This window comes from Phytohabitans sp. LJ34 (genome assembly GCF_052068095.1).
Lineage (GTDB): Bacteria > Actinomycetota > Actinomycetes > Mycobacteriales > Micromonosporaceae > Phytohabitans.
The window spans coordinates 386,682-400,665 of sequence record NZ_JBQHDG010000007.1; the positions used below are offsets into that span (position 1 = coordinate 386,682).

14 protein-coding genes are annotated in these 13,984 nt (G+C 72.9%); 6 read left to right on the forward strand and 8 right to left on the reverse strand.

Features of this window, described 5'->3' with window-relative positions:
• Nucleotides 1-11: 11 nt before the first annotated feature.
• A complete protein-coding gene (locus ACTMTJ_RS15780; RefSeq protein ID WP_441217148.1) occupies nucleotides 12-2,573 on the reverse strand; it encodes an ATP-binding protein in 2,562 nt (853 codons plus the stop codon).
• A gap of 99 nt (nucleotides 2,574-2,672) precedes the next feature.
• On the opposite strand from ACTMTJ_RS15780, the gene ACTMTJ_RS15785 reads away from it, so the two are divergent.
• Nucleotides 2,673-3,152 (forward strand): hypothetical protein, encoded by a 480-nt coding sequence (locus ACTMTJ_RS15785; protein ID WP_441217149.1) that lies wholly within the window; start codon nucleotides 2,673-2,675, stop codon nucleotides 3,150-3,152.
• Between the two features lie 66 nt (nucleotides 3,153-3,218).
• Nucleotides 3,219-3,836: a Type 1 glutamine amidotransferase-like domain-containing protein gene (locus tag ACTMTJ_RS15790; protein WP_441217150.1), complete on the forward strand. Its 618-nt coding sequence runs from the start codon at nucleotides 3,219-3,221 to the stop codon at nucleotides 3,834-3,836.
• A 2-nt stretch (nucleotides 3,837-3,838) separates the two neighbouring features.
• On the opposite strand, the gene ACTMTJ_RS15795 is transcribed toward ACTMTJ_RS15790, so the two are convergent.
• Nucleotides 3,839-4,198, reverse strand: a complete 360-nt coding sequence (locus tag ACTMTJ_RS15795) for a YciI family protein (RefSeq protein WP_441217151.1) — start codon at nucleotides 4,196-4,198, stop codon at nucleotides 3,839-3,841.
• Nucleotides 4,199-4,310: 112 nt separating this feature from the next.
• On the opposite strand from ACTMTJ_RS15795, the gene ACTMTJ_RS15800 reads away from it, so the two are divergent.
• The gene (locus tag ACTMTJ_RS15800; protein ID WP_441217152.1) at nucleotides 4,311-5,120 is read left to right on the forward strand and encodes a hypothetical protein; all 810 of its coding nucleotides are present in this window, start codon (nucleotides 4,311-4,313) and stop codon (nucleotides 5,118-5,120) included.
• A 47-nt stretch (nucleotides 5,121-5,167) separates the two neighbouring features.
• Here the strand turns inward: ACTMTJ_RS15800 and ACTMTJ_RS15805 are convergent, their stop codons facing one another.
• The 6 genes from ACTMTJ_RS15805 to ACTMTJ_RS15830 form a co-directional block, all read right to left on the reverse strand.
• Complete coding sequence (locus tag ACTMTJ_RS15805) at nucleotides 5,168-6,946, reverse strand: lysophospholipid acyltransferase (protein WP_441217153.1); 1,779 nt, start codon at nucleotides 6,944-6,946, stop codon at nucleotides 5,168-5,170.
• A gap of 328 nt (nucleotides 6,947-7,274) precedes the next feature.
• Nucleotides 7,275-7,502 carry a 4Fe-4S dicluster domain-containing protein gene (locus ACTMTJ_RS15810; protein ID WP_441217154.1) on the reverse strand — a complete coding sequence of 76 codons (228 nt, stop codon included), beginning with the start codon at nucleotides 7,500-7,502 and terminating at the stop codon, nucleotides 7,275-7,277.
• Nucleotides 7,495-8,220, reverse strand: a complete 726-nt coding sequence (locus ACTMTJ_RS15815) for a GntR family transcriptional regulator (RefSeq protein ID WP_441217155.1) — start codon at nucleotides 8,218-8,220, stop codon at nucleotides 7,495-7,497. The genes ACTMTJ_RS15810 and ACTMTJ_RS15815 overlap by 8 nt, the downstream gene beginning before the upstream one ends.
• Entirely contained in the window at nucleotides 8,217-8,987 is a 771-nt protein-coding gene (locus ACTMTJ_RS15820) for a thiamine pyrophosphate-dependent enzyme (RefSeq protein ID WP_441217156.1), read from the reverse strand. Before ACTMTJ_RS15820 ends, ACTMTJ_RS15815 begins: the two co-directional genes overlap by 4 nt.
• Entirely contained in the window at nucleotides 8,984-10,048 is a 1,065-nt protein-coding gene (locus ACTMTJ_RS15825) for a hypothetical protein (protein ID WP_441217157.1), read from the reverse strand. Before ACTMTJ_RS15825 ends, ACTMTJ_RS15820 begins: the two co-directional genes overlap by 4 nt.
• Nucleotides 10,038-10,595 (reverse strand): 2-oxoacid:acceptor oxidoreductase family protein, encoded by a 558-nt coding sequence (locus ACTMTJ_RS15830; RefSeq protein ID WP_441217158.1) that lies wholly within the window; start codon nucleotides 10,593-10,595, stop codon nucleotides 10,038-10,040. The genes ACTMTJ_RS15825 and ACTMTJ_RS15830 overlap by 11 nt, the downstream gene beginning before the upstream one ends.
• A 72-nt stretch (nucleotides 10,596-10,667) precedes the next feature.
• Between ACTMTJ_RS15830 and ACTMTJ_RS15835 the strand changes: the two genes are divergently transcribed.
• Genes ACTMTJ_RS15835 through ACTMTJ_RS15845 form a run of 3 tightly spaced genes read left to right on the forward strand, consistent with a single transcriptional unit; the run spans nucleotide 10,668 to nucleotide 13,694 of the window.
• Nucleotides 10,668-11,753, forward strand: a complete 1,086-nt coding sequence (locus ACTMTJ_RS15835) for a zinc-dependent alcohol dehydrogenase (protein ID WP_441217159.1) — start codon at nucleotides 10,668-10,670, stop codon at nucleotides 11,751-11,753.
• Nucleotides 11,741-13,207, forward strand: coding sequence for a class I adenylate-forming enzyme family protein (locus ACTMTJ_RS15840; RefSeq protein WP_441217160.1), 1,467 nt, complete (start codon nucleotides 11,741-11,743; stop codon nucleotides 13,205-13,207). Before ACTMTJ_RS15835 ends, ACTMTJ_RS15840 begins: the two co-directional genes overlap by 13 nt.
• Before the next feature lie 55 nt (nucleotides 13,208-13,262).
• A complete protein-coding gene (locus ACTMTJ_RS15845; protein ID WP_441217161.1) occupies nucleotides 13,263-13,694 on the forward strand; it encodes a cellulose binding domain-containing protein in 432 nt (143 codons plus the stop codon).
• Nucleotides 13,695-13,984: the final 290 nt, after the last annotated feature.

Consider the following 13,984-nt stretch of genomic DNA (forward strand, 5'->3'; position numbering starts at 1 on the left):
ACCCGGTAACGCTACGGGTCCTCCGCGGCGAGGGTGTCGAGCTGGGCCTGGACGTCGGCGGTCTGCGGCATGCCGAGCTGGCCGTAGAGCGCGAGCGCGGCACCGTAGTGATGCCGGGCCTGATCGGCGTCGCCGAGTTCCCGCCACGCGCGGCCGAGGCCGGCGTGCGCCCTGGCCTGCTGGTCGGCCGCGCCGATCTCCGTGGCGATCTCCAGGGCGGAGCCGTGGTGGGTCACCGCGTCGCCGGGGGCGGCGGCCTCGCCGAGGCCGTTGAGCGCGTACGTCTCGCCGTCTCGGGCACCGGCCTGGCGGAAGACCTCCAGTGCCCGCCGGTGGTGGTCGATGGCCCGAGCCGGCCGGCCGAGGCGGTTTTCCAGGATGCCCAGGCTGGTCAGGGTCCAGGCTTCGCCGTCCCGGTCACCGCTGTCCCGGTAGATGCCGCGGGCCTGTTCGATGTGCTCGCGGGCGGCGTCGTACCGTTCGAGCCACACCTCCACGTCGCCGAGGTTGCCGAGCATGGCCGCCTCGCCCAGGCGGTCGCCGGTCCGCCGGCACAGGTCAGTGGCCCGCGCGTACCGTGCGGCGGCGTCGCGGTGGTCGCCGAGCCGCGCTTCGGCGAAGCCGAGGTTGCCCAGGGCGCGCGCCTCGCCGGTGAGATCGCCGGCCCGCCGGTAGCCGGCCAGCGCGGCTTCATGGCGGTGGGCCGCCTGCCGGTAGCGACCCGAGCGGGCCTCGATGACGCCCAGGTTGGTCAGCGTGCGGGCCTGTCCGGTGTCGTCGTCGGCCCGCTGGTACAGCTTCAGGGCCTGTTCCAGCTGGTCGGTGGCCGGCGCGAACCGCCCGGTCTGTATGTACGCGGCGCCGAGGTTGGTCAGGGCGTTCGCCTGGCCGGCCAGGTCGCCCAGCTCGCGCGCGGCGTCGCGGGCCCGGCTGTGTACGACGACGGCTTCGGCGTTGTACCCGCCGTTGAGATAGCGAAACAGCGTGGCCGACAACCGCGTCGCGTGGCGCGGCCAGCCGTGGGCCGCGGTGTGCACGGCGACGGCCACGAGCGTGTCCCGTTCGGCGTCCAGCCAGGCCCGCGCGGCGCCGGCGTCGGGCAGGGGCGGCATCGGGGTGGCCGGCGCGGCGATCCTGGGGCGGCGGTGCGCTTCGGCCGGGTGCAGGATGTCCATGGCGGCGGCGGCCGCACCCAGGCAGTGGTCGAACAGCCGGGTCAGCGCGGCGCGGCGTACCGGCGGCGGGTCTTCGTCTCCGGCCTGGTTCAGCGCGTACGCCCGGAGCACGTCGTGCAGCGCGTACCGTCCCGCCGCGGCCGGCTGCACGAGGTGGTCCCGGTGCAGCTCGTCCAGCCACGCGCGCGCGGTGGGCAGGTCGACGCCCGCGAGCGCCGCCGCGGCGTACCCGTCGAGGTCCTGTCCGGGGTGTAGCGAGATCAGCCGCAGCATCCGGCGGTGGCCGCCGGACAGCCGGTGGTAGGACATGTCGAGCGCGAGTTCGACGCCGGCGTCCAGGCGGCGGTCCTGGTGGCGTTCGGCGAGCCGGTCGGCGTGGTCGGTGAGCGTCCACGCGGGTTTGCCGCGGATGTGCGCGGCGACCAGGCCGAGCGCGAGCGGCAGGTGGCCGCAGAGCTGGGCGATCCGGGCCGTGGCCCGCGGATCGGCGCCCACCGGGATGCCGGCGACGGCGCCGGCGAGGTATGCGGTGGCCTCGTCCGGCGTGAAGACGTCGAGCCGCAGCCGCGCCGCGGACGGCAGCGGCGACAGGCGGCGCCGGCTGGTGATCAGCGTGACGCAGCCGGCGGCCTGGGCGAGCAGCGGACGGACCTGGTCGGCGGTCGCGGCGTCGTCGAGGACGACCAGCGTCCGCGTTCCGGCCACCCGCCGCCGGTACGCCGCCGCGCGCCCCGGCAGGTCGTGCGGTATCCGCCGCGCGGTCGTACCGAGCAGGCGCAGGAAGCCGTCCAGGACGGCGGCCGGGTCGACCGGCGGCTGCGCCGGATCCGGATGGAACCCGCGCAGGTTGACGAAGAGGACCGCGTCGAACGGCCGCTCGTCGGCGAGCAGGCGTGCGGCGTGTACGGCCAGGCGTGTCTTGCCGACCCCGGCCATCCCCTCGATCACGCCGACCGCCCCGGCGGACGCGCGGCGGCGCAGTGCGGCGCGCAGCCGATCGAGCTCGCCGGCCCGCCCGGTGAAGCCCGCGGAGTCGTGCGGGAGCTGGTCGTGGACGCGCACCTGGGACGCCGCGGTGGTCTCGCCGCCGATGATCCGCAGCGCCTGCCGCCACTGGCTTACGTAACCGGCGTCGGGGTGCAGCGCCTCGACGATGGCGACGACAAGATCATGGTTGAGCCGGCGGCGGCCGGGCCGGAAACAGTCCACCACCGTGGTCTTGCGGGCCAGCTCGGCGGCGGGCCGGCCCGCCTCGGACCAGGCCGCGTTGATCCGGTCCTTGATCGTCTCGTAGGACGGCCCACCGGCCCAGACTTTCAGCAGCCGCAGCCGCTCCACGACGCCGTCGAGGGTGGCGGCCTGCCCGGGATCGGGCGGTTGCTGGAAGAGGGCCGGCATGATCGTCAGGCTATCGACCGTTCGGATTCGGTCGGGTTGCCCCACCCGGGCCGCCGCCTCCTGTTCAGTCGAGCTCACCCGACGACGAAGGAGATGACTGTGCTCAGACGACGGATGGCGCGAGCAGGTGTCGCGATCGGCATGCTCGCGGTCTCGATACTCGGGTTGAGCTCCCCCGCGAGCGCCGCCCCCACCAGCTTCGTCGCCAAGGCGGTACACGCCAGCGGAGCGGGCAGGCTGGCCGTGCAGGCCACCGGTGGGCTGAGCTGGTACAGCCGGTCCGTTACCGCCACCTCGGTGCGGTTCTTCGCCAACGCCGGCGAGTGCGGATACGTCTCGGTGACCGGCTGGCAGGGATCGACGAGCATCGACTACGCCGTCTACCCGTCCGGGTCGGGCTACTACTGCGGCGGCACGACCGGCAAGTGGTTCAACATCGGCAACGTCCCGCTCGACGGCAGCCGCGTGTCCGGCGGGATCACCGAGGTGCTCGTCATCGTCTTCGACGTGACCCACGCGGGCCAGGGGTACGCCGAGTGCTACCGGTCCGGTTCCACCTGCGCCAGCTACCAGTGGTAGGTGGCCTGGCCAGCGATCGGCGGTTGGCCGGTCGCTGGCCACGGCTCACCCCGGCATACTGCTCCGATGCGCCTGTACCTGTCGTCGTTTCGTACCGGAGCGCACGCTGACCGCCTTGTCGCCCTGGCCGGCGGCGGGCGGCGCACCGCCTTGGTCCCGAACGCTCTCGACGGGCTTCCCTTCGAGGTGCGTGAAACCGGCCTGCGACGCGACCTCGACGACCTCCACGCCGCCGGCCTCGACGTCACGCTGGCCGATCTGCGCGAGCCCGCCGCGGTGTCCAGCCTGGCCGGCTTCGACATCGTGTGGGTACGTGGCGGCAACGTCTTCGTCCTGCGCCGGGTGCTCGCCGACACAGGCGCCGACACCGTCCTGCGCGACCTGCTCCGTCGCGACGCGGTGGTCTACGGCGGCTACAGCGCCGGCGCCTGTGTCCTGGCCCCCGATCTGGACGGTCTGCGACTCGTCGACGACCCCGCGGCCGTCGCCGAACCGATCATGACCGGGCTTGGCCTGCTCGACCGCCCGTTCGTGCCACATGTGCGTTCGCCCGGCCATCCGGAGACCGCGGCCTGTGACGCCGTGTCGGCCTCGTACGCCGGCGCGAAGCGGCCGCACTGGGCGCTGCGTGACGGTGAGGTGCTCGTCGTCACCGGGGACCAGACCCGGCTGCTGCCCGCGTAGCGCTACTCGGTGCTCATCACCGGACGGACCTCCAGCGCGCTCATCCCGGCGGCCAGCGGCCAGGTCGCCGCGATCTGGACCGCCTCGTCGATGTCGTCGCACTCCAACACGACGACCGAGCCGATGACCTCCTTGAGCTCCAGGTACGGCCCGTCGGTGACCATCGGCTCGCCGTCCGCGCCGGCCCGCACCGTCTTGGCCGTGTCCCGGGACTGAAGCTCGACACCGCCGTCGACGATCTTGCCGGTCGGCTGCCACCGCTCGAACCACGCGGTGATCTGCTTCATCAGATCCTGCTCGTCGGCCGGGGCCAGCGCGCTCCACTCGCGGTCGTCGCCGAATATCAGCATCGCGTACTTCATGGTCTGCTCCTCATGGCTGGAAAGGTTGCCTCCCCCCGGTGACGAACGGCCGGCAGGCGTTCTCGACAGCTTGCGCCAAAAATCCTCGCCCGGTGCGGCTAACCTGCGTGGGGTGGCATCGGTCGACGATGTGGCGCTCCACGCCGGAAACGCGTGGCCCGCGCCCGACCAGGTCCGCCTCTACACCAGGGTGCTGGCGTACGTGCTGGCGGACGATCGCGGGGTCACCATCCGCCGGCTCGCCGCGCGGCTCGGTCTGAGCACCCGGCTGGTCCGCGCCGTCGTCTACGACTGGCAGCGCGCCGGCCTCGTGACCTGCCGCCCCGGGAGGGGTTGGCGCGCCCACCGGTACAGCGGCAGCGAAGACATGTGGTCGGCGGTGCTGGCGCGCGGCGAGGAGGTTCTCGGGCGGGGTCAGGGCCTGTTGGACGCACTGGCCGCGGACCTGGACAGCCAGCCGCCGGCGGCCGGACGCGCGGCCGAAGCGGTGCGGTTCGTCGCGTTCCTGCGCGGCGAGCTGCCCGCGCTGGTTGAGCGCTGGCAGGAGCATCGCCGCGGTCGGGAGGCCGAGGCCCGCCGTCCGGTCGAGCCGGAGCCCCAGTCGGAGCCGGAGCCGGAGCCCGAGTCGGTGCCCGAGGTCCGCGCGTGGCAGCTCGCCGCCGCGCACGCGCTCGTCGACCTGCTCGCCCGCCCGGGGATGCCGGCCCTGACCTGGCACATCGACATGACCGAGCAGGGCCTGTTCGGGCTGATCCACCGGGACGACGAGAAGGCTCTGGCCACCCTTGAAACGTGGGCCCGGTTCTTCGGCACCGCCGTGCGCAAGGACCGGTTCGCCGGCTACACGCTGGTCGAGGCGAAGGCGAGCCACATGGGCGTGCCGGTGAAGCTGTCCGGCCACACCGACCGGGGTTTCCGCTGACCGCCTTTCCGTCGCGGGCGGCCCGAGCACCGGTGGAGAGCGGCGACCTACGCCAGGTCGGCGATCACGCCCACCCTGCGGACGGTCTCGCGCAGCTCGTCGCGGAAGGCCGCGCGGCGCGCCGGCAGATCTGGCGCGGCCGGATCGAGGAGGTCGCGGTGCCGGGCCAGCTTGAGGGCCGGCTTGAAGAGCTCCAACGACACCGACTCCTCGCTGGCCAGTCGCCCCTGAAGCGCCCACTGCCGGCCGACGCGCAGGCACTCGTCCAGGAACCGGGGCTCGTCGACCTCCTCCCCCTCCCAGGCGGCGAGCCGGTCGGCGACGAGGTGGTAGGCGTCGAGGAACGGCCGCAGCACCAGCGGGGCGACGAGCGGCCGGCCCTGCTCTAGCCAACTGCGCGCCTCGGCCGGGGTGAACTCGTGCAGCCCGTCGCCGCCGCCCGGCTCGATGATCGACAGCTCCAGCGCCATCTGCTCGGCGAAGTCGCGGCGGCGGGCGAAGAAGAAGTCGAACTTCAGCAGGTCTCGCAGCCGCAGCGCCTCCGCGGTCGCCGCGCCCAGGCCGTCCGCGCCGCCTTCGGTCGCGGCGACCAGCGCGAGCTCCCCGATCGCCCGGTCGACCAGCATGTGGATCGCCGTGTTGCGGTAGAACGCGGCCACCAGGTGCTGGCCGGCCCCGATCGCCCACACCGTGTCGGTGCCGCCGTCGTAGCTGGCCAGCACGCCGGAGGCGACAAGCTCCTGCAACGTGCGGCGGATCGTCGCCCGGTCGGTGAGGTTTGCCGCGCCGGCCACCGGCCAGCGCCGGGACTCGATGTAGCCGGCCATCGGCGCCACGGTCTCCAGCACCCCGTCGAGGGTCAGCGCCCGGTCTGCGGCCAGCATCGCCAGGCAGACGACCGCCGTGACGGTGACCGGAGTCGCCTGGTTGATGCGGTGCGAGGTGTCCAGGGCGATCCGCTCGACGACGTGCCGCCCCTGCTGGTCCGCACCGCGCAGCTCGGCCATCCGCTCGCGGAGCGGGAGCGGCTCGCCGAAGTCCAGGTAGGCCCGACCGAGCCGGTTGGCCTGTAGCCGGGCGAAGTTGACCAGCCAGCGGACGTCCTCGGGCCGCTTTCTGGCCCCGCGCGCCTCGGCGGTCATCGACCCGACCTCGTGCAGCTGTTCGTACACGATGGACACCGGAACGATCAGCGCCTCGGCTCCCGGCGTGGCCTCGATCGCGTCGACCACGTAGCGCACGATGCCGTACGTCGGCGGCCGCAGCTTGCCGGTGCGGGTCCGGCCGCCCTCGATGGACCAGCTGAGATTCTTCCGGTTACGGATCAGCTGGCCGATGTAGGCGCGCAACGCGAGCTTGTAAACCGGCTGGTCCTGCGTCGACCGGCGGATGTAGACGATGCCGGAGCGGCGGGCCAGATGGTTGACCGGAAAGAAGTTGAGGTTGGCCCCACCCAGGGTGAACGCCGGACTGAGCCCGTGCCGGTCCAGCGCCACCGGCACCGCCGCACCGTCCAAATAAGACCGGTGGGAGAAGAGGAACAACAGCGAGTACTTACGATCCAGCTGATGCAGCCGGCGCGCGGCCTCCTCGTCCACCAGCAGCTCGTGCGCGCGAAACATCCACGTCGTAAACCGGGACCAGGCGCCCATCGCCCGCGCGCTGTGCACCGCCCCCATCTCCCGCAGGTAGCCGGCGGCCTCGGCGGTCACCTCGCCCGGGTCGCGGCCGAGCGAACGGGCCAGCTCGGCCAGCCGCCCGGAGAACCCGTCGTCGGCCAGCAACTGGACAACCTCAGGAGTGTCCGAGGTCAACCCACGTCTCATCAGCCACCTCGCAAGTGCACGTGATCACAGCGCGCCGTGGGCCAGTCTGGAAGGCAGGCCCGGCCCCGTCAAACCCCCTAGCCTGCCCTCAAGAGGGCAGCCCTGTCACCGTCTGGGCGGGTATACGGGACCCCTGCTGGGAATTCACGCCCAAGAGGGCTGCCTCTTGGGGCGGGGCGATGGGTGGGCTTGCCGCGCGGAGTTGGCAGCGGAGGCCGGGGGGTTCGGCGAGCCCTGGCGAGCCGCCGGCCGCAGCGGTGCCCGCGGGAGCATACGGTCTACCGCTGACGCGGACGGGGGCACATCTGCGTGAAATCGGCTCCGTCGCTCAGCCGGTCAGGCGGTAGACGGCGAAGACGAAGTCGGGGCAGACCATCTGGCAGGCCGTGCAGCCGGTGCAGCCGGGGTTGAGCTCCGGATAGCGGTACCCCATGTCGTTGACCGCGGTCGACATCTCTAGCACGTTCGGCGGGCAGGCGGCGACGCACAGCTCGCAGCCTTTGCACTTCTCGGTGTCGATGACGAGTGTGCCGCGGCTGGTCCGTTGCTCAGGCATGCGGGTGACCTCCGGGATCGGAGAGGACGCCCAACACGACGTCGGCGTCCGCGGACGGGCCGGTGTCCGGGCCGGCGAAGACGCCGCGGCGGTGCAGCGCGGCGATCGCGTTGGCGGCCGTCATCCGCACGTGGTCGAGGGCCGCGTGCGCCGCCGCGACCGGGTCGCCGGCGCGCAGGGTGTCGTACTCGCGGCTCAGCGCGGCTCGCTCGGCGTCCATGGCGTCCACTATGGAGAATCGGGCGGCGGCCGGCACCAGGCCGCTGAAGCTGCGCAGCAGCGCCCGCAGGTGCGGGCCGGAGGCGGTCAGGTTGACCACCTTGCGAAACTGGCGGGCGAGCTGTTCGAACTCATCGACCTGCGCGCAGTCGCGCAGCGCCTCGGTCAGCTTGCCTAGCTCCTCGATGACGCCGGTGTCGCCGGCGGTCGCCGCGCGGCTGCTGGTGAGTGCGCTGAGCATGCCGTACAGCTCGAACGCCTCGCGGACCGTGCCGGCGTCGAACTCGGCCACGAACGCGCCGCGGTAGTGCGGCATGTGGATCAGCCCGTCGCGTTCGAGGTGCATCAGGCCTTCGCGGACCGGCACCCGGCTGACGCCGAGGTCGGCGGCGACGCGGTCGAGGTCGATGCGGTCGCCGCCGCGCAGGGTGCCGTCGAAGAGCAGGCCGAGGATGTGCGCGGCGACGGCCTCGCCGGTCTTCACCCGGACGAGTGTCATGGCGAGATCAGCTCCCCGAGTGGATAGACCTTCTCCATCGACTCGCCAAGGTAGTCGGGGCCTTCCCCGGCCGGCACGAACCACCCGGTCGGGCACATCGTCAGGATCTCCACCAGCCCGAAGCCGGCGCCGGACAGCTGCGCCTCGAACGCCCGGCGCAGCATCCGCTTGGTCTGCGCGACACCGCCGGCGGTGCCGACGCCGCCGCGGGCCACGTAGGCCGCGCCGCGCAGCCCGGCGACTAGGTCGGCCACCGGGATCGGGTATCCGTGCTCCTCCGCGGCCCGCCCGGAAAGGCTCGTCTTCGTGCGCTGCCCGAGCACGGTGGTGGCGGTGAGCTGCCCGCCGGTGTCGCCGAAGACGCCGTTGTTCAGCAGTACACAGGTGATCTTCTCGCCGCGGGCGGCGGCGTGCAGCACCTCCTGGAGGCCTTCGTTGGCCATGTCGCCGTCGCCCTGCATCGTGAAGACCGCCACGTCGGGGCGCACCCGCTTGATGCCGGTCGCGCACGACGGCGCGCGGCCGTGCAGGCACTGGAGCACGTCGACGTCCATGATGCGCACGAAGCTGCCGTAGCAGCCGTGCCCGACCACGCCGATCGTCCGCCGCACGATCTCCAGCTCCTGGAGCACCTCCAGCAGCAGGCGCAGGGCGACCGGCTCGCCGCAGCCGGGGCAGAGCGAGTGCTCGCCGAGCAGCAGGTTGGGCTTGAAGTCGGCGGCCAGCTTGGCCGGTCCTTCCGGCGGCCGGCTCGTGTCGATGCTCATGCGAGCGCCTCCAGGATGCGTGTGCGGATCACCGGCGCGTCCATCAGCTCGCCGTACGCCAGCCCGGACTCGGAGATGCTCACCCCGCCGACGAACCGGACGGCGTCCCGGTCGGCGGCGTGAATACGTATGTCATCGAGCATCTGGCCGGCGTTGAGCTCGAACACCAGCACCCGACGCACGCCGCGGGTCGCCTCGGCGAGCGCCGCACCCGGGAACGGCCACAGCGTCACCGGCCGGAACCAGCCGATCCGGTGCCCCTCGACCCGCAGCTCGTCGACCACGTGCTCGACGAACTTCGCCGCCGACCCGAACGACACCACGACCGTGTCGGCACCCTCGACGTACGCCTGCTCGTGGCGGGCCTCGACGGCCGCGATCGCGTCGAACTTCTCGGCGATCGACCGCCAGTGCCGGTCCGGGCCGGGGCCGGGGTCGGTGGCCTTGCCCATCGCCCAGGTCCACACCTGCCGGGAGCGTCCGGTGCCGCCGCCGGTGCCGTCGAGGGCCCAGTCCTTGGGCGGCAGCGGCCCGAAGTCGCGTGCCTCGATCGAGACGCCCACCCGGGTCTGCGCCAGCAGCGGGTCGCCGTAGAGCACGACCGGGGCACGGTGCTTGTCGGCGAGGTGGAACAGCAGCTGGGTGTGCTCGACCGCCTCCGGCACGTCCTTGGGCGCGAGCGTGATCGTGCGGTAGTCGCCCCAGCCGCCGCCGCGCGTGGCCTGGAAGTAGTCCTGCTGGTTGCGGGCCATGTTGAAGACCACGAACGGGGTCTGGTTGAGGGCGGCCTCGGCGATCGCCTCCTGCATCAGCGCGATCCCCTGCCCGCACGAGCCGGTCGCCGCCCGCGCCCCGGCGGCGGCCGCGCCGAGGGTCATGTTGACGCCTTCGATCTCGCTCTCCGCGTTGAGGCAGACGCCGCCGGCCGCCGGCAGCTCGCGGGACATGCTCTCCAGCAGCCCGGTGAACGGCGACATCGGGTATCCGGCGAAGAACGCGCAGCCGGCCGCGATGGCCGAGCGGGCGATCGCGGTGCTGCCCTCCAAAAGCTCAAGAGCCATGGGCCACCGCCGTGGTCAGGCTCGCGCCGGCCGCGAGGGCCCGCGCGTTGGCCGGTGCGTGTTGCCGCCGGTACGGCGGGAGCAGCTCTTCCATCGCGGCCACCAGAGATTCCTGGGGTACCAGGCCGGTGACCGCGACGTAGGCGCCGAGCAGGACGAAGCCGACCGCCTGGGGCGCGCCGGCCGCCTTGGCCAGTGCGGCCGCGTCGACCGGGTGGATGGCGAGGTCGGCGCGGAGCGCGGCGGGGTCGACGAGCGGCACGTTGGCGACGACGGGGCCGCCGGGCCGCACCCGCTCCAGCACGCCCTCGCTGAACCTGTGGTGCGCGACGATCGCCGACCAGGCCGACGGCAGCACCGGCAGCGCGCGCAGCGGCGCGTCGCCGATCACCACGCTGGCCTTGGACGGCCCGCCGCGCATCTCACCGCCGTAGTCGGCACTGAGCATCGCGTGCCGCCCCTGCCGGGTCGCGGCGAGCGCGAGCGTCTTGGCGAGCAGCTGGATGCCCTGGCCGCCGACGCCCGTGACGATGACTTCCCGCTCCACCGGCCCCCTCCTTGACTCCGTTTAGATATTAGATACAAAATCCAACTAGAGATCAAGAGAGCTGAGGTGGGGATGCGCGCTGCTGTGCTGCACGGCTTCGGTGACCTGCGGATGGAAGACGTGCCCGACCCCGCGCCCGGCCCCGGCGAGGTGGTCGTCGACGTGACCTGCGTCCAGCCGAGCGTCACCGAGTGCATGATGATCGCCGGCGAGCCGGTCGCCCAGCACGGCCACCTCGCCGCCGCGCTCGCCCGCGGGCCGGTCCGGTTCGGCGGGCACGAGTTCTGCGGTGTCGTCACGGCCGCCGGCCGGGTGCCCGCCGGCAGCCGGGTCACCGTGGTGGAAACCGTCGTGTGTGGACGGTGCGCCGCCTGCCGCCGCCACCGGCCGGACGCGTGCGCCTCCCCCGGGTTCGTCGGTTTCACCCGGCCCGGCGCGTTCGCCGAGCGGGTGGTGGTGCCGGCGGCGAACGTGGTGCCGGTGCCGGACGGGGTGAGCGACTCCGCCGCCGCAGCCATCCAGCCGCTCGCCGGTGCCATCCACGCGCACGCGCTCGCCGCCGTGCGGCCGGGCGAGAGCGTCCTCGTCGTCGGTGCCGGCGTGATGGGGCTGCTGGCGGTGCAGGTGGCCCGGCACGGCAACGCTGGGCAGATCCTGGTCGCCGGGCGGAGCCGGGCCAAGCTGGACCTCGCCGTCAGGTTCGGCGCCGACCTCGTCCTCGGCGCCGGCGACGGCGTGGCGGAGCGGGTGGCCGACGCCACCGAGGGCGTCGGCGTCGACGTCGTCATCGAGACCGCCGGTGGCGCGCCGTCGGTCGGCCTGTCCGGCGCCGGCACGCTCGACCTCGCTGTCCGATGTGTACGCCGCGGCGGGCGGATCGTGCTGGTGTCGGTGCTGCCGGAGGGGGCGCCGGCGCCGCTGGCCCGGCTGCGCGAGCGAAGCGTCTCCCTGCTGCACCCGGGCTCCGGCGCCGGCGCTTTCACCCACGCGCTACGGCTCGTCGCCCGCGGCGACGTCGACGTGGAGTCGCTGGTCACGCACCGCCTCGACGGCGTCGACGAGATACCGGAGGCCATCCGGATCACCGCCGACAAGCCGGCGCACGGAGCCATCAACCCCGCTCAGGTCTCCATCGGCGGGCCGGCATGGCACTGCTGATCGGCGACATCGTCCGGCGTGCCGCCCGGATGGCCCCGCGCGCGGTGGCCGCGAGCCTCGGCGGCGCCCGGGTCAGCTTCGCCGAGCTCGACGAGGCCGCCAACCGCACCGCCAACGCCCTCGCCGGCCTCGGGGTGCGCCGCGGCGACCGGGTGCTCTGGTGGTCCGCGCCGGCCCTGCGTACCCTCGACGGGTTTCTCGCGTGTGCCCGGCTCGGCGCGGTGTTCGCGCCGGTCAACCCGGCACTGTCCGATGTGGAGTTCGCGGCGGTGCTGGACTACCTGGATCCCCGCCTCGTGGTCTGCGACGCGCGGCGGCCCGGCCTCGGCGCGCCGCACGCGATCGCCGCCACGCTCTCCGGCGCGCCCGGGTCGCCGGCGGTGGCGGTGGCGGTGTCCGAGACCGACCCGCACATCCTGTACCTGACCAGCGGCAGCACCGGCCGTCCCAAGGGCGCGCTGGTCAGCCACCGGGCGAGCTGGCTGCGCTCGGCACCCGGTGGCGGCACGTTCAGCACCGGGCTGCGCGGTGACGGCGGCGTGCTGTGCAGCTTCCCGCTGTACCACTACGGCGGCTGGCACTACGTCATGGAGGCGTGGCAGCACGGCACCGCCGTACACCTGGTGCCCCGCGCCGACGCGGTGAGCATCGTCGACGCGGTCCGGCGGCACCGGCCGGCCGCCATCTACTGCATCCCCGCGGTGTGGGAGCGGCTGCTGGACGCCGAGCACCGGCGCGCCGACCTGTCCAGCCTCCGGCACGCCGACACCGGCACCTCGCCCGTGGCGGCCGAGCTCGTGGCCCGGATCAAGGAGCGGCTGCCCGGCACCACCACGACGATCCTCTACGGCTCCACCGAGGCGGGCCGGATGGCCGCGCTGCACGACTGGGAGCTGTCACGCCGGCCGGGCAGCGTCGGGCGGGCAGCCTTTCCCGGCACGCTCTGGCTCGACGACGGCGAGGTCGTGGTCGGCGGTGACACGCTCATGGCCGGCTATCACGGCCTGCCGGCGGAGACCGCGGCGGCGATGCGCGACGGCGGATACCGCTCCGGCGACCTCGGCCGCCTGGACGACGAGGGTTACCTCTACCTGACCGGCCGGGCCCGCGAGGTGATCCGCACCGGCGGCGAGTCGGTGTCACCATCCGAAGTGGAGTACGCCCTGCGCGACCTGCCCGGTGTGCGGGACGTCGCCGTGGTGGGACTGCCCGACGCCCGCTGGGGCGAGGTGGTCTGCGCCGCCCTGGTGCCGGCCGGCGACGGCGCGGTCCCCGACGTGGCGGCGGTGCGGGCGCACGTGGCCGGGCGGCTCGCGCCGTTCAAGCAGCCACGCCGGGTCGCCGTGGTGGAGGCCATCCCGCGCACTCCCGCGACGGGCCAGATCCAACGCTCCCAGGTGCGAGAGACCATCATCAAATACATGCCGATGAATCAACCGATGCAGCTTCGATGAACGCCCGCGGGCACCCTGACGGTGCCGCCATCCGGCGGCCGCGAAGGGAGATCCCATGCACGCCAGAACCTACCGCCGGGCGCTCGCGATGCTCTTGCCGGCACTGTTCACACTCACGGCCACGACGGTCGCCGCGACGCCCGCCCAGGCGGCACCGCCCTGTTCCGTGACCTACGTCGGCGGTGGCTGGAACGCGACGCCCGAGTTCCCGGCCGGCTTCCAGGGCACGTTCACCGTCACCAACAACGCCACCAGGAAGATGTTCGGCTGGCGGATCGAGACGCATTTCCAGACCGGGGCGGAGGTCACCGGGCACTGGAACTCCGAGCTGCTCCTGGACGCCGACCCCGTCTACGTCTTCGGCAACGCGTCCTACAACGGAGAACTCGTGCGGGGGCAGTCGATCCAGTTTGGCGTCACCGGCAGGAAGAGCGCCGACAACATCTCCAACTCGCCGTACTCCGCGGTCTGCGCCCCGCTGTACTGATCCGGGAACGCACATCACATCTCGCCCCACACCACAGCAATAGACGATTCTTGATATGTACAGCCGTAGATGTAATACTTCGCTGGAAGCGCTCCCAAACAGGCTTTCAATGCCGAAGAACGGAGGATGTACGTGCGTTCACACAAGCCCGATCAATCCGGCCGCGGATCTCGGCTCATCCGAGCGCTTGTCCTGCTGGTCGCCGTGACAGTCGGCATGCTGCCGTGGACCGGTGCGGCCCAGGCGCACGGCACGATCATCAACCCGATGACGCGCGCCTACCAGTGCTG